General features: G+C 66.0%; 14 protein-coding genes. 10 read left to right on the forward strand and 4 right to left on the reverse strand.

The window, feature by feature from the left end; translation table 11 throughout:
• Positions 1-27: 27 nt before the first annotated feature.
• Entirely contained in the window at positions 28-1,578 is a 1,551-nt protein-coding gene (locus tag EIK80_RS06740) for a hypothetical protein (protein ID WP_125156206.1), read from the reverse strand.
• Between the two features lie 67 nt (positions 1,579-1,645).
• The gene (locus EIK80_RS06745; RefSeq protein WP_125156207.1) at positions 1,646-1,945 is read right to left on the reverse strand and encodes a helix-turn-helix transcriptional regulator; all 300 of its coding nucleotides are present in this window, start codon (positions 1,943-1,945) and stop codon (positions 1,646-1,648) included.
• A 263-nt stretch (positions 1,946-2,208) separates the two neighbouring features.
• Here EIK80_RS06745 and EIK80_RS06750 point away from each other — a divergent pair, with 263 nt between their 5' ends.
• The 9 genes from EIK80_RS06750 to EIK80_RS06790 all read left to right on the forward strand — a co-directional run bounded on the left by EIK80_RS06750 (position 2,209) and on the right by EIK80_RS06790 (position 15,076).
• The gene (locus EIK80_RS06750) at positions 2,209-5,118 is read left to right on the forward strand and encodes a hypothetical protein (RefSeq protein WP_125156208.1); all 2,910 of its coding nucleotides are present in this window, start codon (positions 2,209-2,211) and stop codon (positions 5,116-5,118) included.
• Positions 5,119-5,398: 280 nt separating this feature from the next.
• Positions 5,399-7,129, forward strand: coding sequence for a type I secretion system permease/ATPase (locus EIK80_RS06755; protein WP_125156632.1), 1,731 nt, complete (start codon positions 5,399-5,401; stop codon positions 7,127-7,129).
• A gap of 62 nt (positions 7,130-7,191) precedes the next feature.
• Positions 7,192-8,502 (forward strand): HlyD family type I secretion periplasmic adaptor subunit, encoded by a 1,311-nt coding sequence (locus EIK80_RS06760; RefSeq protein ID WP_125156209.1) that lies wholly within the window; start codon positions 7,192-7,194, stop codon positions 8,500-8,502.
• A gap of 113 nt (positions 8,503-8,615) precedes the next feature.
• Positions 8,616-9,593: a GDP-mannose 4,6-dehydratase gene (gene gmd / locus EIK80_RS06765; RefSeq protein ID WP_125156210.1), complete on the forward strand. Its 978-nt coding sequence runs from the start codon at positions 8,616-8,618 to the stop codon at positions 9,591-9,593.
• A complete protein-coding gene (locus EIK80_RS06770) occupies positions 9,593-10,225 on the forward strand; it encodes an acetyltransferase (RefSeq protein ID WP_125156211.1) in 633 nt (210 codons plus the stop codon). Before gmd ends, EIK80_RS06770 begins: the two co-directional genes overlap by 1 nt.
• On the forward strand, positions 10,222-11,337 hold the full coding sequence (locus EIK80_RS06775) for a DegT/DnrJ/EryC1/StrS aminotransferase family protein (RefSeq protein WP_125156212.1): 1,116 nt from the start codon (positions 10,222-10,224) through the stop codon (positions 11,335-11,337). The genes EIK80_RS06770 and EIK80_RS06775 overlap by 4 nt, the downstream gene beginning before the upstream one ends.
• A gap of 3 nt (positions 11,338-11,340) precedes the next feature.
• Complete coding sequence (locus EIK80_RS06780) at positions 11,341-12,378, forward strand: glycosyltransferase family 4 protein (protein WP_125156213.1); 1,038 nt, start codon at positions 11,341-11,343, stop codon at positions 12,376-12,378.
• Positions 12,375-13,412, forward strand: a complete 1,038-nt coding sequence (locus tag EIK80_RS06785) for a glycosyltransferase family 4 protein (RefSeq protein ID WP_125156214.1) — start codon at positions 12,375-12,377, stop codon at positions 13,410-13,412. Before EIK80_RS06780 ends, EIK80_RS06785 begins: the two co-directional genes overlap by 4 nt.
• A gap of 116 nt (positions 13,413-13,528) precedes the next feature.
• On the forward strand, positions 13,529-15,076 hold the full coding sequence (locus tag EIK80_RS06790; RefSeq protein WP_125156633.1) for a TolC family protein: 1,548 nt from the start codon (positions 13,529-13,531) through the stop codon (positions 15,074-15,076).
• Here the strand turns inward: EIK80_RS06790 and EIK80_RS06795 are convergent.
• Positions 15,073-16,308: a glycosyltransferase gene (locus EIK80_RS06795; RefSeq protein WP_233586464.1), complete on the reverse strand. Its 1,236-nt coding sequence runs from the start codon at positions 16,306-16,308 to the stop codon at positions 15,073-15,075. The two genes, EIK80_RS06790 and EIK80_RS06795, sit on opposite strands and share 4 nt — an antisense overlap.
• A gap of 186 nt (positions 16,309-16,494) precedes the next feature.
• Here EIK80_RS06795 and EIK80_RS06800 point away from each other — a divergent pair, with 186 nt between their 5' ends.
• Positions 16,495-18,030, forward strand: a complete 1,536-nt coding sequence (locus EIK80_RS06800) for a class I SAM-dependent methyltransferase (RefSeq protein ID WP_125156216.1) — start codon at positions 16,495-16,497, stop codon at positions 18,028-18,030.
• A 548-nt stretch (positions 18,031-18,578) separates the two neighbouring features.
• Here the strand turns inward: EIK80_RS06800 and EIK80_RS06805 are convergent.
• Complete coding sequence (locus EIK80_RS06805; protein WP_125156217.1) at positions 18,579-19,328, reverse strand: DUF599 domain-containing protein; 750 nt, start codon at positions 19,326-19,328, stop codon at positions 18,579-18,581.
• Positions 19,329-19,358: the final 30 nt, after the last annotated feature.

Here is a 19,358-nt window from a genome sequence, read left to right on the forward strand (position 1 = left end):
CCGGAGCGGACGCTCCAGGCGTTTCGTCTAGACCAGAATCCCGTCGTGCAGGAAGGACGAATGATCACCGACGAGGCTGATCGAGCTGCCATCGGCGAAGTCGAAGGTCATGCTGCCGAGGTGACCGATCGTGCCGGTGTCATGCAGGACGCGGGAATCGAACATCACGATATCCGCGCCCTTCGCGATGATCTCGACGCTGCCGGTGTGCGCGATGAAGTAGTCGACGAACTGCTTGACCAGGGTCGGCGAGGCGAAGGTCGGGGCGGGATCGCTCGGAGTCGGCTTGGTCTCGGGCAGGCCGGGATCCATCGGCGGCAAATCACCGCCGCCGCCGCTACCACCATTACCGCCGCCGCCGCCGCCGCCGCCGCCGCCGTTCGCCGGAGGCGGATCGGTGATCGTGGTGGGCGGCGTAGGCGTGGACACGGTCTCCGTGGGCTGGGCGATCTGCGGCTGCGCGACGGTATAGTGATCGCCCTTGGCGACCAGGTCCGCCAGAACCTCGGGCAGCTTGCTGACCTCGATCACCGAGATTTTCTGCATGGCCGCGTCGCCAGCGATGCCGCGCACAAGCTGCACGGCCTCGACGGAGGGCAGGCCGCCGGGGTTCAGGCCCAGGCGCACATCGAGCGCCCAGCTACCGTTCTCGTTCGAGGGCAGGGCGTTCAGGGAGAGGTCGTGGTGCGCCAAGTCGCTCGCGGCGCTCAGCAGGGCCTCGGCCGCGGCCGAGCTGTCGGCGGATTGCGGCAGGGTCGCCAGGATCGTCACCAGCGACAGCACCGACGACACGGTCTGAGCCGGCGAGTTGTCGACCATCACCGTGGCGTGCGCGCCGGTGGCGAGGGTGAAGTCGTTCGCGACGCTGTGGACCGTGGCGGCGGCCGGACCGAAGTCCAGCGACGCGGCGGCGGCCGAGATCGCCGCGTGGGCGGCCGGATCCAGGCTGGTCGGATCGACGCTGTAGTCCGACGCCAGCAGCGCGGCCGCCAGGATCAGCACGGCCTGATTGGCCGGCAGCTGGGCGGTGTCGTAGGTCGGGGTCGGCGTGAACAGCGGCGCGACGCCGCCGGTCAGGCCGGCGTTCGAACTGGACGATAGCAGCGCGGGGCGGCTGTGATGCGATTGGGGCGCGCCGGCGCCGGTCTCGGCCGCGCGGGCCTCGCCGGTCTTGAAGAAGGCGGTGCCGACCACGGCCACCAGCAGGGCGGCGGGGTGGATCGAGATGTTGCCGCCGCTGTCCGCGCGCCGGATCAGCGGATGACGCGCCACCATGTTGCGCACCAGGCTCGAGAAGTCGAAGCCGCGGGCGATCTCTTCATAGGCGGGGCCGGCGATCATGTACTCGCCGTCGATGCGCGCGAAGTGGATCACCACCTCGCCGTCGTCGGAGCGATAGAAGCAGAACCACGGCTCGTTCTCGTCGCTCATGCCGCGATCGGTGCCGACGCGGATGCCGGCGCGGATCAGGGCGCTCTCGACGCGGTAGAACTCGGCCAGCTCCTGCTGGCTCCAGTCGGCCGGTTTCGGCGCGTGGCGCGGCGAGCGCTGGAAGAACGAAAGGACCTGAGCGGCCATGCGGCGGACGTTTCCCCACGCCTAAAACAAGCGCCGGCTCCCGGGCCGGCCGTTCACCCTAACCGAACTACGCTTCGCTGAACAGGATTTCGTAGGTGATAGGATCGTAGAAGCGGAGCAGTTCGCGGACGAAAGTCTTCTCCGGAACCTCAAGCGCCTGAGCCCAGTCCCTGTAACGGTCCGGCGGAATACGCCCTCGACCTGTCTCCAGCTGGGAGATGAAGGTGTAGTAGTCGGCGCCCACCTTGGCCGCGAGCTGGCGCTGCGAGAGGCCTGCGGCCTCGCGTTGCTCCTTCAGCCAGCGGCCGCCTTCGCGGCGGAGATCCTGGACCTCCGTGGCGCTGCGTCGTTGCGGATTGCCATACATTATAAAGCCTCGCGGGTCGTTCGGACCGGGCCGCGCGAGTGCGCGCTCGCCTCTCCGACGAATAAATCACATGCCCATATACCCCTTTCGCAGCGGGGGTACAAGGAACGCTATATAGGAATTTGCTGTACCGGTTAGAAAAATGCTGTACAGCTGAATTTCGGCTATTGTCGACGTATGACGTTTGCTCTATAGCCATCGCTGCTCCCATGCGCGCCATCAGGTCGCACGGGGGTGTGGGATTTTTTTGGGAGACAAGCCACATGGCTTATACGACGCAGCAGTTGGTGGACGCTTACACCAACGCCAACCTCGGCAAGACGCCGGACGCCGCCACCACCCTGGCGATCGACGCTTACGCCTCGGGCACGACCACGGGCGCCTACAGCGACACGCAAGCTCTGGCCAACACCCTGAAGCTGGTGGGCAACACGACCGCCGTCGCGATCGAAACCTATCAGTTCTTCACCAACCACGCGCCGTCGGCCGCGGGTCTGTCGTACCTGGTCAACTCGACCACGAACGCCAACGACCTGAACGACGCTTACTACGCGAAGTTCTCGGCGGAAAACCGCTTCATCAACTTCTCGATCAACCTCGCCACGGGCGCGGGTGAAGGCGCCGCCGCTTTCGCCGCTTCGTACGGCTCGGTTTCGTACGCTCAGACCGTCGCCACGGCCTATGACAAGATCATCGGCAACTCGGTCGCCACCGCCGCTGGCGTCGACGTGGCCGCTTCGGTCGCGTTCTTCAGCCGCGCTGAAAACATCACCTACCTCACGAACTTCGTGAAGGCGAACACCACCCTGACCACGGCCGCCGACATCGACCTGGCCGTCAAGGCCGCGCTGATCGGTGAAATCCTGAACGCCGCCTTCCAATCGGGCCTGGGTGGCTATGCCGGTTCGACCAACGCGATGATCGCCGACCTGTCGGACGGCTCGCTGTCGACCGACGCTGCCGCTGGCGTGAACATCCTGACGGCCTATCCGTCGGCCGGCGCCGTGGGCACCACCTACACGCTGACCCCGGGCGCCGACCCGCTGACGGGCACCAACGCCAACGACACGTTCAACGCGCTGTCGATCAAGGCTGACGGCACGAACGCCACCACCTTCTCGTCGTTCGACGCGATCGATGGCGGCGCGGGCGTTGACACCCTGAACATCTACACGGATGACACGGGCGTCGGCTTCAACATGTCGCTCCCGTCCTCGACCACCGTGAAGAACGTCGAAATCGTCAACATCCTGAACGCCGGCGCCACCGCCGCTGCTCTGGCTGACGCTTCGAAGTACCAGGGCGTCCAAGAGCTGTGGCAAGTGAACAAGGCAGACGCCGTGACCAATCTGGCCACGGGCGTGATCGCCGGCTTTAAGAACTTCACTGCCGCTGCGACCTTCGACGTCGCCACGAACGCCACGGCCGCCTCGGCCAAGGTCGCTCTGAGCAACGTCGCTGAAGCCAGCACCGTCAACGTCGATGGCTCGGCTTCGGATGCTCTGGCCAGCGTCACGCTGTCGGGCACCGTCGCCGACACGAACAGCGATGGCTCGGTCGCCGCGACCGTTCTGAACTTCAAGGTCGGTGACGATGTCACGTCGGTCTCGGTCAGCTCGGCTTTCACCACCACCCTGACGGTTATCGACGCGGGCAGCACCGACAAGGTGACCTCGGTTGACCTGTCGGGCAGCACCGGCGCGATCACCTTCGTCGGTGACACCGACGTCGCCAACATCGTCGGCGGCGCTGGCAAGGACGACCTGACGATCGCCACGACGACCGTCAAGGATAACTCGGCCACCCCCGCCGACGAAACCGTTTCGGCCGTTCTGAACGCCGGCGCTGGCAACGACACCATCACCATCAACACCACGGGCGCTGGCACCACCACCGTCTCGGGCGGCGCTGGCAACGACACCATCACTCACACGGGCCACGGTACGGGCAAGCTGACCGTCGACCTGGGCGATGGCGATGACAAGTTCCTCGGCACGGGCGTTGTGGCTGCTACCGACTTCGTCGACGGCGGCGCTGGCATCGACACCCTGCGCCTGAGCGTTGTGGGTTCGGCCAACATCGGCGCGTTCTCGAACTTCGAGCGTTTCGACGTTGTCGGCATGTCCACCAACCTGGACGTTGACATCCTGGCCTCGAAGAACACCGTCAGCGAGATCGTCTCGTCGGGCGCCCTGAGCGCCACGTCGGGCGTGACCGCCGTTCTCCCGTCCGTCACGCTGAGCAACATCGGCGCCGGCGTTGGCTTCCGCGCCACCGCTGACAACACCTACGACGCCAACACGTTCGACCCCGGCGTCCAGCAAGGCGTGCTGAACCTGACCCAGAAGACCGCCGGCGCGCTGACCGTCACGGTCGACACGGACGGCGCCAACGACGGCGTGGCTACGGCTGACGTGGTCTCCGGCATCGTCGCCACGAACGCTACGTCGCTGACGGCCGCGTTCGCTGCTGACCATGCCGACACCAAGGCCAACACCGCCACGCTGAACGTGACGGGTTCGGTGGCGACCAGCCTGACCGTGACCTCGGGCGGCACCAACGTGTCGAACGTGCTGAACTACACCTCGGCCGTGAACGCCTCGACCACCCGCGACTACATCACTTCGGTGACCGTCACGGGCGACAAGGCTCTGACCCTGGATCTCGTCGTCGGCACCGCCGCCGTCACCAGCGTTGACGCCTCGGCCTTTACCGGCGCCCTGACGTTCGACCTCAGCGACATGCGTAACGCGGCGAGCTACGGCTCGGTGCTGAAGCTGGGCGCTGGCGACGACGTCATCACCCTGAGCAACGGCCGCGCCATCCAAGGCGTCGAGCTGGGCACGGGCGAAAACGCCACTCTGGTGACCAACTTCGACGTCCTGAAGGCCACCGGCGCTGCCCAAGCCGCTGATATCGCCGCCACGGCGACCATCACGCTGAAGGACGGCCTGCTGACCTTCAACGGCGCTGGCCCGGCTACCCTGGCTGACGCCATCACGCTGGCTGACGGCGCTGCTGTCGGCGCTGGCGCTTCGGTTGTCTTCCAATACCTGAGCGACAGCTACGTCTTCGTTCAAGGCGGCGGTTCGGACACCGTGGTCAAGCTGGTCGGCGCCACCGGCCTGCACGGCATCGACACGGTCACGACTGACTCGCTGTACGTGTTCTAATCATCCTGAAGGATCGCCCGGTTCGCCGGGCGATCCCGATGATGATCGACTATCGAGAGCCCCCGGCGTTCGCGTCGGGGGTTTCTTTTTGTCGGGTTCTAGACGTTGCGACCGCGAAGCGCTTGGCGGGCCAGACCTCTTGCGAACCCGTTTCCCTTGTGATCTAGCCCTGAGGTTCCCGTTGCTCACTTTCGGCCACAATTTCGTGGTCGAGAGCCAACCTCAGTTGTTACTGTATACGGCCCGCCCTCCTGGCGCGGCGTCTTGAAGGCTCGACATGATCTTCACTCGCTCCAGCGCGAAGCCCACCATTCTCGATCGCGCGGTCGAGGTCATGAAACCGGCGGTGGTCACCGCCATGGTCTTCAGCTTCTTCATCAACATCCTGGCCCTGGTCAGCCCGCTGTACATGCTGCAGGTCTATGACCGCGTGCTGTCCAGCCGCAACGTGGCGACGCTGGTGGTGCTGACGGTCATCTGCGTCTTCCTGTTCATCGTCTACGGCCTGCTCGAGGCGCTGCGCACCCAGGTGCTGGTGCGCGGCGGCCTGAAATTCGACGGCGTGGCCCGCGACCCGATCTTCAGGGCGGTGTTGGACTCGACCCTGACCCGCAAGGGCCAGGGCGGTCAGGCGTTCCGCGACATGGACCAGATCCGCGAGTTCATGACGGGCGGGCTGATCGCCTTCTGCGACGCGCCCTGGACGCCGGTGTTCATCATCGTTTCGTTCATGCTGCATTGGTATTTCGGCGTTCTGGCCGTCATCAGCTGCTTCATCATCTTCGGCCTGGCCGTAATGAACGACCGCAGCACCAAGAATCCGATCCAGATGGCCACCATGGCCTCGATCGCCGCCCAGAACGACGCCGGCTCCACCCTGCGCAACGCAGAGGTGATGAAGGCCATGGGCATGTGGGGCGGCCTGCAGCAGCGCTGGCGCGGCCGTCGCGACGAGCAGGTGGCCTGGCAGGCCGCCGCCAGCGACGCCGGCGGCGCGGTGATGTCGGGCATCAAGGTGTTCCGTCAGGTCGTCCAGACCCTGATCCTGGGCGGCGGCGCCTATCTCGCCATCCAGGGCAAGATCTCGGCCGGCTCGATGATCGCCGGTTCGATCCTGGTCGGCCGCGCCCTGGCGCCGATCGAAGGCGCCGTGGGCCAATGGAAGAACCTGCTGGGCGCGCGCGGTTCCTGGGATCGCCTGCAAGGCATGCTTCGCGACGCCAAGAACGACGAAGACCACATGCCGCTGCCCGATCCGCGCGGCGTGCTGTCGGCCGAAGCCGCCTCGATCGTGCCCCCCGGCGCTCAGCAGCCGACCATGCGCCAGGCCAGTTTCCGCATCGACGCCGGCACCTCGGTGGCGATCGTCGGTCCCAGCGCCGCCGGCAAGTCGTCGCTGCTGCGCGGCATCGTCGGCGTCTGGCCGTGCGCGGCGGGCGTCATCCGCCTGGACGGCTACGACATCAAGCAGTGGGATCCCGAGAAGCTGGGCCGTCACATCGGCTATCTGCCGCAGGACATCGAACTGTTCCAGGGCACCGTGGCCCAGAACATCGCCCGCTTCACCGAGTACGAGTCGCAGGAAGTCATCGACGCGGCCACCCTGTCGGGCGTGCACGACATGATCCAGGCCCTGCCGATGGGCTACGACACCCCGATCGGCGAAGGCGGGGCGTCGCTGTCCGGCGGTCAGCGCCAGCGCCTGGCGCTGGCTCGCGCCGTGTTCCGGATGCCGGCCCTGCTGGTGCTGGACGAGCCGAACGCCAGCCTCGACCAGACGGGCGAGCTGGCGCTGATGGAGGCCATGAACCGGCTGAAGGCGGCCAAGCGGACGGTAATCTTCGCCACGCACAAGCTGAACCTGCTGGGCCAGGCCGACTACATCATGGTGATCAACCAGGGCGTGGTCGCCGACTTCGGTCCGCGTGACGCGATGTTGGCCAAGCTGACGGGGCAAGCCCCGCCGCCGAGTCCGCCGCCGTTGGCGCCGGCGCCCGCCCGCGCCAACTGATCCGTCCGTACGTATCCTTATCCAGAGGCCGCCGCCTGGCGCGCCCATAGGCTGAAAACAGAATGAAGCCCCCCAAGATCCAGCGTCCGACGGACAACTACAAGGGCGTGGCCCGTATCGGCTACGCCGTCATCGCCTTCACCTTCGTCGGCCTGCTGGGCTGGGCGGCGTTCGCGCCGCTGGACAGCGCCGTGATCGCCAGCGGCTTCATTTCCGCGGAAGGCAATCGCAAGACCATCCAGCACCTCGAAGGCGGCATGCTCCGCAAGATCCTGGTGCATGAGGGCCAGAAGGTGAAGGCCGGGCAGATCCTGTTCGAGCTCGATCCGACCCAGGCCAACGCCGTCGCGGGCATCACCAAGAACCAGTACGTGGCCTTGAAGGCCATGGAGGCTCGTCTGATCGCCGAGCGGGATCAGCGCCCGAGCATCAGCTTCCCGGCGGATCTGCTCAGCCAGCGCAGCGACCCCGCCGTCGCCCGCGCCCTCTCGGACGAGCAGGTCCAGTTCCAGGAGCGCCGCCAGACGATCCAGGGCCAGACGGACCTGATGAACGCCCAGCGCAGCCAGTACCAGAGCGAGATCGAAGGCATCGATCGCCAGACCCAGGGCCTGAAGGAGCAACTCGGCTTCATCGAGGACGAGCTGGGCGACCTGCGCAAGATCTATGACAAGGGTCTGGTGCCGCGGCCACGCCTGCTGGCCATGGAGCGCGAACAGGCCTCGCTGTCGGGCTCGATCGGCCGTCTGATGGCCGACCGCGCCAAGGCCGTCCAGGGCATGGGCGAGACCCAGCTCAAGATTCGCCAGATCAAGCAGCAGTTCTTCGAGGAAGTCAGCCAGAGCATCAGCGAGACCCGCGTGAAGCTGGCCGAGGTGACCGAGAAGGAGATCGTGGCCTCCGACACCCAGCGTCGGATCAACGTCGTCTCGCCGGTCAGCGGCACGGCCCAGAACCTGCGCTTCTTCACGGAAGGGGCCGTGGTTCGCCCGGCCGAGCCGATGGTCGACATCGCGCCCGACGACGAAGCCTTCGTCATCCAGGCCCACTTCGCGCCCACCGACGTCGACAACGTCCACGCGGGCATGGTCACCGAGGTCCGCCTGCCGGCCTTCCACTCGCGCCGGATCCCGATCCTGAACGGGCAGATCCAGTCGATCTCGCGTGACCGCCTGTCCGATCCGGAAGGCAAGACCACGTATTTCCTCGGCATCATCCGGGTCGACATGAAGCAACTGCCGAAGGAATTCCGCAGCAAGGTCAGCGCCGGCATGCCGGCCCAGGTGATCGTGCCGACCGGCGAGCGCACCGTGTTGCAATACCTGTTCTCGCCGCTGCGGGACACCCTGCGCACCACCATGCGCGAGGAGTAGGGGCGGGATTTCAACCGCCTGATTTCCCAAGCTTTTTGGAAAGCGGCTTAAGGCCGCTTTCCAATCGTCTCCAATAGTGTAGTCAGACACCTTCATTCTTACTGGAGTCGATAGTGGCGAAGACGGCTTTGATCACCGGCGTGACCGGCCAGGACGGGGCGTATCTCGCCAAGCTGCTTCTGGAGAAGGGCTACACCGTTCACGGCATGCTGCGTCGCTCGGCCTCGGCCGACGTGATCGGCGACCGTCTGCGCTGGATCGGCGTCTATGACGACGTTCGCCTGGAACTGGGCGACCTGCTGGACGCCGGCGGTCTGTCGCGCCTGATGCGCCGCCTACAGCCGGACGAGGTCTACAACCTGGCGGCCCAGAGCTTCGTCGGCGCCTCGTGGGACCAGCCGCACCTGACCGGCTCGGTCACGGGGCTGGGAACCACCAATATGCTCGAAGCCGTGCGCCTGGAGTGCCCGCAGGCCCGCTTCTACCAGGCGTCGTCCTCCGAGATGTACGGCCTGGTGCAGCATCCGGTGCAGTCGGAGAAGACGCCGTTCTATCCGCGCTCGCCCTACGCCGTGGCCAAGCTCTACGCCCACTGGATGACGGTGAACTATCGCGAGAGCTTCGGCCTGCACGCCTCGGCCGGCATCCTGTTCAATCACGAGAGCCCGCTGCGCGGCATCGAGTTCGTGACCCGCAAGGTCACCGACGCGGTGGCGGCCATCAAGCTGGGCCAGCAGAAGACGGTGGAGCTGGGCAACCTCGACGCCAAGCGCGACTGGGGCCACGCCCAGGACTATGTCGAGGCGATGTGGATGATGCTGCAGCAGGAGACGCCGGACGACTACGTGGTCGCCACCGGCAAGACCTGGACCGTGCGCGAGATGTGCGAGGTGGCCTTCGCCACCGTCGGCCTGAACTACCAGGATCACGTCACCATCAATCCGAAGTTCCTGCGCCCCGCCGAGGTCGAGCTGCTGCTGGGCGATCCGACCAAGGCCAAGGAAAAGCTGGGCTGGGAGCCGAAGATCACCATGCAGGCGCTGATCGCCGAAATGGTCGAGGCGGACATCGTCCGTCGGTCGCGGAACTGATGACGACCGGCGTCGTCATCATCGGCGGCGGCGGCCACGCCAAGGTGGTCATCGAGAGCCTGCGGGCGGGCGGCGAGACGGTCGCGGCGATCGTCGACGCCGATCCCACGCCTCGCGCCGTGCTGGGCGTCCCGGTGATCGGCGACGACCTGGCGCTGGCGGATCTGCGCGGCCAGGGGTTTTCGAAGCTGTTCGTGGCGATCGGCGACAACCGCCTGCGCGAGAAGCTGGGTCGCGAGGCCCGCGAGCTCGGCTTCACCCTGGTCAGCGCCATCCACCCCTCGGCCGTGATCTCGCCGACCGCGCGTCTCGGCGAAGGCGTGGCGGTGATGGCTGGCGTGGCGATCAACGCCGACAGCCGGATAGGCGATCTGGCCATCATCAATACGGGCGCGATCGTCGACCACGACTGCGACCTCGGCGCGGCCTGCCACCTGGGTCCCGCCGCGGCCCTGGCCGGCGGCGTGACCATCGGCGAGCGGGCCTTCCTCGGCGTCGGCGCGCGGGCCATACCAGGGGTGACCATCGGGGCCGACACGGTCATCGGCGCCGGCGGCGTCGTGGTGCGGGATCTGCCGGAGTCCGTCGTGGCGGTCGGCGTGCCGGCCCGGATCAAAGGAGAGCGTTCTTGACCAGCCTGCCGCGGATTTCCGTCGCCGCGCCCAGCCTCGACGGCAACGAGCGCGACTATGTCCTGGAGTGCATGGACTCGACGTGGATCTCGTCGGCCGGCCGATTCATCACCGACTTCGAGAAGGCCTTCGCCGACTATTGCGGCGTCAAGCACGCCATCACCTGCAATAACGGCACGACGGCGCTGCACCTGGCCCTGGTGGCCATGGGCATCGGTCCGGGCGATGAAGTGATCATCCCCAGCCTGACCTACATCGCCTCGTGCAACGCCGTGACCTATTGTGGCGGCACCGTCGTGCTGGTCGACAATGATCCGCGCACCTTCAACGTCGATCCGGCGCTGATCGAGGCCAAGATCACGCCGCGCACCAAGGCCATCATGCCCGTGCACCTGTACGGCCAGGTGGCCGACATGGACCCGATCCTGGAGATCGCCCGCAAGCACAAGCTGATGGTCATCGAAGACGCGGCCGAGGCCGTCGGCGCGACCTATAAGGGCAAGATGTCCGGTGCGCTGGGCGATTGCGCGACCTTCAGCTTCTTCGGCAACAAGATCATCACGACCGGCGAAGGCGGGATGATCACGACGAACGACGACGAACTGGCCAAGACCATGCGGCTGTATCGCAGCCAGGGCATGGATCCGAACCGTCGCTACTGGTTCCCGGTTGTCGGCTTCAACTACCGCATGACCAACATTCAGGCCGCCATCGGCCTGGCCCAGCTGGAACGCGTCGACCACCACCTGGCCGCCCGCGAGAAGGTCGTGGCCTGGTACGACGAGAAGCTCTCGCGCCTCGGCAACCGTGTGATCAAGCCGTACGTCGCCGACACTGGCCGGCATGTCTTCTGGATGTACACCGTGCGCCTGGGCGAGGGCCTGTCGACCTCGCGCGACCAGGTGATCAAGGACCTGGACGCGCTGGGCGTCGAGAGCCGTCCGGTCTTCCACCCGATGCACGTCATGCCGCCCTACGCCCATCTGGCGACGGACGACCTGACTCAGGCCGAGGCCTGCGGCGCCGACGGCCTGAACCTGCCGACCCACGCGGGCCTCTCCGAAGCGGACATCGACCGCGTCGTGGCCGCCCTGGACCAGGTGCTGGTCTAGCCGATGCGGATCGTCCTGCTGTCCTCGATCGTGCCGTTCATCAACGGCGGGGCGCGCTTCATCGTCGAGTGGCTCGAGGAGAAGCTGCTTGAGGCCGGCCACGAGGTCGAGCGGTTCTACCTGCCGTTCGTCGACGATCCGAACGAGATCCTGCACCAGATCGCCACCTGGCGGCTCATGGACCTGACACAATGGTGCGACCGGGTGATCTGCTTCCGGCCGCCGGCCTATGTGGTGGACCACCCCAACAAGGTGCTGTGGTTCATCCACCACATCCGCACCTTCTACGACCTGTGGGACACGCCCTATCGCGGCATGCCCGACGACGCCCATCACCGCGCGATCCGCGACAATCTGCGGGCCCTCGACACGCGGGCGATCTCGGAAGCGCGGGCGGTTTTCACCAACTCCCAGGTGGTCGCCGACCGCCTGAAGGCGTTCAACGGCCTGGACGCCACGCCGCTGTATCCGCCGATCTACCAGCCGGAGCGCTTCACTCACACCGGCTACGGCGACGAGATCGTCGCCATCTCGCGCCTGGAGCCGCACAAGCGCCAGGCCCTGATGATCGAGGCGATGCAGCACGTGAAGACCGGCGTGAAGCTGCGTCTGGCTGGCACGGCGTCGAGCGCCGAGTACGGCCGCCAGCTGGTCCAGATGACCAAGGACCTCGGCGTCCAGGATCGCGTCATTCTCGAGGATCGCTGGATCAGCGAGGACGAGAAGGCCGAAATGCTGAAAGACGCGCTGGCCATCGCCTACCTGCCCAAGGATGAGGACAGCTACGGCTACCCGTCGCTGGAAGGCGCCCATGCCCGCAAGCCGGTCGTCACGACGACCGACTCCGGCGGCGTTCTGGAGCTGGTCGAGCATGGCCGCAACGGCCTGATCAGCGCGCCCGATCCGCGCGCCTTGGCCGAGCAGTTCGACCGCTTGCACGCCGACAAGCCGGGCGTCGCCAAGATGGGGACCGCCTCGCTGAACCGTCTGGCCGAGATGAAGATCGACTGGAGCACCGTCGTGGATCGGCTGACCGCATGAAGGTTCTGGTCGTCAACAACGCCGCGCCGTTCCAGCGCGGCGGCGCCGAGGAGCTGGCCGACCACCTGGTCCGCCGCCTGAACGCCACGCCCGGGGTACAGTCCGAACTGGTGCGCGTGCCCTTCACCTGGGAGCCCGCCGAGCGCCTGATCGAGGAGATGCTGATCTCCAAGGGGATGCGGCTGTACAATGTCGACCGCGTGATCGGCCTGAAGTTCCCGGCCTATCTGATCCCGCACCCGGACAAGGTGCTGTGGCTGCTGCACCAGTTCCGCCAAGCCTATGACCTGTCCGAAGCGGGCCAGAGCCACCTCGACTTCGACGAGACGGGCAGGGCGGTGAAGGCGGCGATCCGTCAGGCCGACAACGCCTGTTTCGCCGAATGCCGGAAGATCTTCTGCAACTCGCCGGTGACCCAGAATCGCCTGATGAGGTTCAACGGCGTCGGCAGCGAGGTGCTCTACCCGCCGCTGAACGACGGCGAGCTGTTCGCCGGTGGCGACTATGGCGACTATATCTTCGCCGGCGGCCGGGTGGCGGCGGGCAAGCGCCAGCACCTGCTGATCGAGGCCCTGGCCCTGCTGCCGAGCGGTCCGCGCCTGATCATCGCCGGTCCGCCGGAGAACCAGGCCTACGCCGACCGTTTGACCAAGCTGGTCGAGAATCTGGATCTGAAGGACCGCGTTGACCTGCGCTTCGGCTTCCACCCGCGCGCCGATATCGCCCGCTGGGCCAATGACGCCCTGGCCTGCGCCTATCTGCCCTTCGACGAGGACAGCGTGGGCTATGTGACGATGGAGGCCTTCGCCGCGGGCAAGGCCGTCCTGACCGTCACCGACTCCGGCGGCCTGCTGGAGATCGTCAGCGACGCCACCGGCGCGGTCGCCGAACCGACGCCGCGCGCCCTGGCCGATGCGATGGATCGCATGACGTCGGACAAGGTTCGGGCTAAGTCATTGGGGAGCGCCGCGCGCGATCTCTGGCGCGATAAGAATGTCACATGGGATGAGACGGTCCGCCGTCTTCTTGATTAAGCCACAAATTTTGGGTTGAAGGCCGGGTTACGGCGAGTTTGACCCAAGTCTAGGAAACGCGAGTGCTGTCGAAAGTTCTGTCCGTTCGTTCGTCCTTCATCGCCCTGGCAATCGCCATGGCTGTGAGCGGTCGCGCCGAACTCGCTCACGCCGAGACCCTGGCAGACGCGATCACCGCCGCCTACCAGAGCAATCCGAACATCCAGGCCCAGCGCGCCGCCATGCGCGCCCTGGACGAGAACTACACCCAGGCGCGGGCGGCCTACGGCCTGCAGGCCAGTGCTTCGGTTTCGGAAGGCTATGCCTACGCCCGGGGGCCGCAAACGACCACCACCTTCCCCTCCTACAGAAGGACATCCGAGGAGGCGATCAGCCAGTCGAACGAATTGTCGGTTAGCCAGGCGCTCTACACGAACGGCCGTTACGCCGCGCGTCTTGCCGGGGTCGAGGCCCAGATAAGAGCGTCCCGTGAGAATCTCCGGCGCATCGAGATGGATCTCCTGATCCGGGTGACCAACGCCTACGTGTCGGTTCGCCGGGATCGCGAGGTGTTGCGGATCAGCCAAGGCGGCGAGGCTTTCCTGCGCAAGCAACTGCAGGACACCGAGGACAAATATGGCGTTCGCCAAGTCACCCTCACGGATGTTCAGCAGGCCAAGGCTCGTCTGGCGTCCGCCAGCACGCAGTTGGCCAACGCCCAGGCGCAGCTGAACGTCAGCGTCGCCTCCTATGCATCTCTGGTTGGTCATCTGCCCGCCGATCTCGAGCCCGAGCCGGATATCGACGGTCTGCCCGCCACCTTGGAAGAGGCCTTCAACCAGGCCGAGGAAGCCAATCCGACGCTGAACGCGGCGCTCTTCACCGAGAAGGCCTCCCGTCTGGGCGTGGCCGAGGCGCGAGCCCAGCGCCTGTTCTCTGTCTCGGCGCGCGCTGACTATCGCAACGCGCCTTACCTGCCCTACAGCGCAAAAGACTCGAACCGTTCCAACTCGGTCAATGCGTCGATCACCCTGACCCAGCCGCTGTTTTCGAGCGGCCAACTGAATTCCTCGGTCCGTCAGTCGATCGAGGAGAACAACCGCGACAAGCTGCTGATCGACGACGCGCGCCGCAACACGGTGTTCAGCGTCTCGCAGTATTGGGACAACCTGGTCGCCGCCCGCAAGTCGCTGGTCTCTCTGGAAGCGGAAATGAAGGCCGATACGATCGCCTTCTACGGCGTGCGTGAAGAAGAGCGGTTCGCCCTGCGCAGCACCATCGAGGTGCTGAACGCCCAGGCCGAACTGCAGAACGCCCAGATCAGCTTCGTTCGGGGCCGGGCCAACGAATATGTCGGCCGCGTGCAACTCCTGGCCCAGGTGGGGACGCTGGAGGTCGGCAACCTGGCGCCGGGCGTCCAGTCCTACGATCCCGAGCGGCACTTCAAGAAGGTCCGCTACAAGGGCATGTTGCCGACGGATCTGATCGTCCAGACCCTGGATCACATCGCCCTGCCGATGGAGCCGAAGAAGCCGCAGGCCGGGGACACCACGCCGATCCGGCCGCCATCGTCGGATCTGCCCGCCGCCCCCGTGTCCGCCGACAAGGTGGAGCCGCCGCAGTCGATCAACGACCTGCCCGCGCTCAGCGACGAAGCGCCGGTCAAGACCGCGCCGAAAAGCTAGGTCAGCGGCAGCAGCCGGCGCGTCATCGCCAGCCACGCGTCGCGATCGAACGAGACGTGAGGATTGCGGACCGTGGCCGCCGCGAGTTCGGCGCGCCAAGCGCCGTCCTTGATCATGCGCGCCAGCTTGGCGGCGGCGTCCTCGACATCCGCGTCCGCCCAGCGCCCGGCGCGATAGATCGCGCCATCGCCTTCGACCGCGATCAGGGTGTAGTCGACCAACTGGCTCGACGCGGGGTCCATGAACTCGACGTTCGACGACCAGCCAGTGGCCAGGGTCGGCTTGCCCAGCCAGATGGCCTCGGCCAGCAGCAGACCGTAACCCTCCGACCGATGCAGCGACAGAACGATGTCGCTGCTGGCGGTCAGGCGCGCCATGTCCTCCGCCGACAGGTTCTCGGTCATCAGCCGGATCGCCGGATCGGCGGCGACCTCGTCCCGTAGCGCCTGGAAGGTCTCTGGATAGAGGTCCGCGCCGACGACCTTGCAGACGAGCAGGGACTTTTCGGTTCTCGCTTTCTGGAACGCTCGCAACGCGGCATAGGGGTTCTTGCGCTGGGCCGTTGAGCGCAGGTCGAAGGCCATCAGCACCACGACCCTGTCGTCCGGTAGGGCGAAGCGCTCGCGGTCCGGCGTCGGGCGCGGGTTCAGGTAGAGCGGGTAGGGAGCCGGCGAGACCTTTACCCGGGCGGGGGCGATCTTGCGGATGGCGTCAGCGGCGAAGATCGAGGGCGTCCAGACCTCGTCGACCAGATCGAAGGCCGGCGCCCAATCGGTTGGAACATCTTCCAACTCCCAGGCCCAGTAGCCGATGTGGCGACGCCCCTCGAGCGGGCGGCCGCCGGTGTCACGGGTCCAGCGCAGCAGTTCCGGCGGGTTGATGTGCGAGATCACCACGCCGCGCTCCTCGGCCGTCGGCGCGGGGAACATGGCGGGAAGATCGATCGGGAAGCCGACTTCGGCCGACAGATCGACGACGCGGACCGGCATGCCCGCATCGGCGAAGCCGCGCGCCAGCATCCGGGCGCCTTCTCCCAGACCATGCACCGCGCCGTGGAAGCCCACGATGGTCACCGGCAGGGTCGCGGGCAGGTTCCGCCGTCGGGCTCGTCGTCGCGCGCGGGTTTGCGCGCGGCGTTCCGCCCAGGCCTCGGCGGCCTCGTCGAAGGCTTTGCTCGCCGACAGATACAGTCCCCGTGGCGCTCCGGCCGTCAGGTGCGCCGCACGACGCACGGGCGCCGGTAGGCGTCGCCAGAGGGAAAGAAGACTGGATTTCATCGACAAGGGTGTTGCAACGTTCGGCGTGGAAGTGAACCTATAACGAGTAGTCGCGTTCGGGACCTACGGGAAAGGCTGCGCCGAGCGGCCAGGGCGTCAAAAGCATCTCATCAAACCATCCAGCAGCAGCGCGGGGAACTTGTGTCGACTGAGTGGAATGCCGGCTACGTCACGGACGTTAACTACACCTTCGGCTATTACGGCGAGTTGAATCCGCTGCGTTGCCGTCTTCCGCTGTTGATGATCGGTCGCCACGCGCCGAGGATCGAAAACGCCTGCGAGCTGGGTTTCGGCCAGGGACTTTCGGTGTCGATCCACGCGGCCGCCCAGCCGGGCGTCAACTGGTATGGCACGGACTTCAATCCGTCCCAGGCCGCCTTCGCGTCGGAAATGGTCCGTCTCTCGGGCGCCGAGGCCAAGCTCTACGACGAGGCCTTTTCCGAGTTCTGCGGTCGCCAGGACCTCCCGGATTTCGACTTCATCGGCCTTCACGGCATCTGGACCTGGATCTCGGACAGCAATCGCGGCGTGCTGGTCGATTTCATCCGTCGCAAGCTGCGCCCAGGCGGGGTTCTGTACATCTCGTACAACACGCTTCCGGGCTGGTCTGCCTCCGCGCCGCTGCGCCACCTGATGAAGCGCCATGCCGATGTGATGGGCTCGCCCGGGCAAGGGATCATCGCCCAGACCGACGCGGCTCTCGGCTTCATCGACCAGTTCCTGGCGCTGGAGCCGGGCTATGCCAAGGCCAATCCCGGCGCTGTCGAGCGGCTGAAGCAGATCAAGGGGCAGGACAGGAAGTATCTGGCGCACGAGTACATGAACCGGGACTGGAACCCGATGTACTTCGCCGATATCGAGAACTGGCTCAGCGAGGCCAAGGTCGGTTTCGCCAGCTCCGCCCACACGCTGGACAATCTCTACGAACTGAACATGACCCCCGCGCAGACGGAGTTCATGCGCGGCGTCCCGGATATCTCGCTGCGAGAAACGGTGCGCGACTACTGCGTGAACCAGCAGTTCCGCCGCGACTATTGGATCCGCGGGGTGCGCGCGCTGGTCGGTCACGAGCAGATAGCGGCGTTGCGCGAGGAGCGTGTCGTTCTGACTGTCGGCAAGGCCGATCTGCCCACGAAGGTGCGCGGCGTCCTGGGTGAAGCGGGATTGCTCGATAATATCTACCAGCCGATCTATGAGCTGTTGCTGGACCACAAGCCGCATACGGTCCTGGAGCTGGAGACACACCTCGCCAGCAAGGGTGTCCCGTTCTCCCAACTGAGCTCGGCCTTGAACATCCTGTTCGGCTTGGGGGTCGTGCAGCCCGCCGCGCCGGCCCAGGACTACAGCAAGGCCAAGGCTCGCTGCTTGGCGTTCAACAAGGCCATAGCGCGTCGCTCGTTGTCGGTGGGCGACATCGTCTACTTCGCTTCGCCCGTCACGGGCGGCGGTGTTCAGGCGCAGCGCTTCAGCCAGCTCTTCTGGCTCGGCAAGCAGAATGGCGGCAAGACGGCGGCGGATTGGGCCGGCTTCGCCTGGTCGGTGCTCAAGGGCCAGAACCAGAACATCATCAAGGACGGCGCGACCCTGCAGGGGGACGACAACCTGACGGAGCTGACATCCCAGGCGGAGGCGTGGGGTGAAAAGACCCTGCCGATCTGGACGGCGCTGGGGATCTAGGTCGAACACTTTTGACGATAGCTGGCGCGGGTGTCGCCGGCTTTCCGTCCAAAGACCGCTTCGCCTCCGGAGAGTGATCGCCAAATCCTTAGGTCAATTTGAACGTAATCGGGCGTTTTCGAAATGTAGTTCTGATCCAAGGATGAAGTGCGCTTGGAGTGGTAGTGTTTTGAGGTTCAATTTCGGGCTAGACTTGGGGTGCGCAATCCCGCTTTGGAGAACTCTGTAAATTGAAGATCGCCGGGCGCCTTGGGGTTGGGGGCGGGCTTTGCCTCCGATATTTGAGCCGTGCCGCGGGAATCTGAGGGAAGCTCTGCAATAGCGGAAGTTGCAACCCGAAATCACGACGAAATGTCGGATTCTCGTATCACGCCGGTTGCGAAGCGCGGCCGGTTAAGGTATGTAATAGGGGTCTACCCACAAGACTTCCCATTAGCCCCGCCGGAGACCTAGTCACCGGCGGGGCTTATTGCGTCCGAGAGGGCTCTCGGTCTCAGGGGGCGCGATAGGAACGCCGTGGCGAACCGGATGTTCCTCCGGCCAAGCTTCTAGATGCGATCTTCCGGCGGCGCGCGGTCCGGAGGGGCCAGATGAGGGCCGTGGACGACGGGCTGGCGCTCCAGGATCTGGCGAACCTTGCGTACGGCCATCGAGGCGCGGCTGCGGCGTTGGCGCCAGAGCAGCAGGCTCATCGCTCCGGCGGTGGCGACCATGAAGGGCGCGGGCCCCAACAGCCACACGGCCGCCGCCAGGGCGAAGTAGTAGGCGCGAACACCGGCGTTGAAGGCCGACAGGGCCGGGTTGAGGATGCCGCCGGCGGCCTCGGCGTATTCGGCCAGCACGGCGGGCGGGGCCCACATCGGCGCGGCGCCGATCGCGGCCAGGCAGTAGTTCATCTGGCGGATCGACCAGATGAAGTCGAGCAGCCCGCGCGCGAGGGCCACCAGCACCAAGCCCAGCTTGATTTGAAACATCATCGGCGAGGTCTTGGCCAGCACGGCGAGGCCCTCCACGCTTTTCCAGGCGCTGTCGCCGCCGAACAGCACCCCGGCCGCGGCGGCGATCAGGATCAGGTTCGACGAGGCGAAGAAGCTGGCCGAATTGATCGCGTGGCCCAACAGTTGCCCGTCCAGCAGGGCGACCTCGCGCACCGCCATCTCCTGCATCCAGCGGCGGCGGATGACGGTCATGTCGGTATTGAGCACGCCGCCGCCTTCGCCCAGCCGCTTGAGCAGCGGCTCGTACAGCAGCCAGCACGCGGCGAATACGGTCAGGACGATGATGTCGAGCAGCGGCATGACGCCAACCTAACTGGGCGCGGAGAGTCG

The sequence above is a fragment of the Caulobacter sp. 602-1 genome, from assembly GCF_003931565.1.
GTDB lineage: Bacteria > Pseudomonadota > Alphaproteobacteria > Caulobacterales > Caulobacteraceae > Caulobacter.